Source organism: Peribacillus sp. NPDC056705, assembly GCF_043656335.1.
In genome coordinates this window covers 1-1,196 of the sequence record NZ_JBHTYI010000231.1, presented here as the reverse complement: position 1 = coordinate 1,196, position 1,196 = coordinate 1, and the positions used below count along the sequence as shown (strand labels likewise).

General features: G+C 28.2%; 1 protein-coding gene. It reads left to right on the top strand.

Features of this window, described 5'->3' with window-relative positions:
- Window positions 1–1,196 (top strand): Spaf_1101 family AAA-like ATPase (locus ACFRAK_RS29205; RefSeq protein ID WP_394573231.1); only part of this gene is annotated, 1,196 nt, incomplete at both ends.

Sequence of the window (1,196 nt, the reverse complement as noted above, 5' to 3'; positions counted from 1 at the left end):
AATTTCATTTTCACACACCTGCATCCCATGATTATGAACTAATTAAAGGAGAGAATTACCATAGATTAACTTTTAATAAAATATTGAGTTACTCAGTTTTTGTAGAATATCTTACAATAGATAATAAAAAAGAAATATTAAGTAATATTGACTATTATCAAAGCGAAGAATACTTTAATGAACTTAAAAGTAATGGTAAGCCTTTTTTATCTTTTAAAGAATATATTGCATATATGTTAATTGCGCACAAAATGTTTCAGGAAGAAATTCAAGTTGCAGTTATCACTGATCATAATACAATACAAGGATTCAAGAAATTAAAATATGCCTTAGAAGAGTACTATCTAGAGAGAATAAAGAACATTAGTAATAAGAAACCTATACATTTATTTTTGGGTGTAGAGATATCCTGTTCAGAACAGAATCATCTTGTAGCCATTTTTGATGAAAATAAATATGACAAAGTACAAACATTTCTCGAGGAAGTAATTATTAGTGAGGAAGAAGGGACTTACTATACAAGTGAGCATCTTTTAAAAGAGATAGCAGGGGAATTAGAAGGGCTAGCATATATTGCACATTTAAATACCAGTGATTTACATGGAAGTGGATTATATAATAAAACATTATTTTCTTCGGATTTAATGGATGTCTTTGGATTAACCAATCTTGAAAGTGAAGAGTCTCAGAGAAGTAGAATCTCGCATCATAATAAATTAGCAGCTAAAACTCTAGGAGTTATTTATGAAAGTGATTCGCATTCAATTGAGACTATAGGGATAAAGAATACTTGGGTAAAATTTAATAAGGTGAACTTTGCATCATTAAAAAAATCTTTTCAAAACCACTCTATAAATATATATAAACGTAAACCCAATAAATCAGATGTGTTTATTAAAGGAATGACAGTTTCTTCAGGGAATTCTGGTTTTCTAATAAATAATCCCAATAAATCATCAGAAGCAGCATTTAGTATAGATTTTTCGAGAGATTTAAATTGTATTATTGGGGGACGAGGGACTGGTAAAAGCACAATACTCAATATTATTGAGGCAGTATTAACTTTAGAAATTGACGATATTAAAACCCTAGAATTCATATCTAAACATGAAAGAATTTATGTTGTTTTTTATTATAAGGAAAATGATTATATTATTGAATTTGTTCCCCAAGTTAAAGATATAAGAAATGAATAC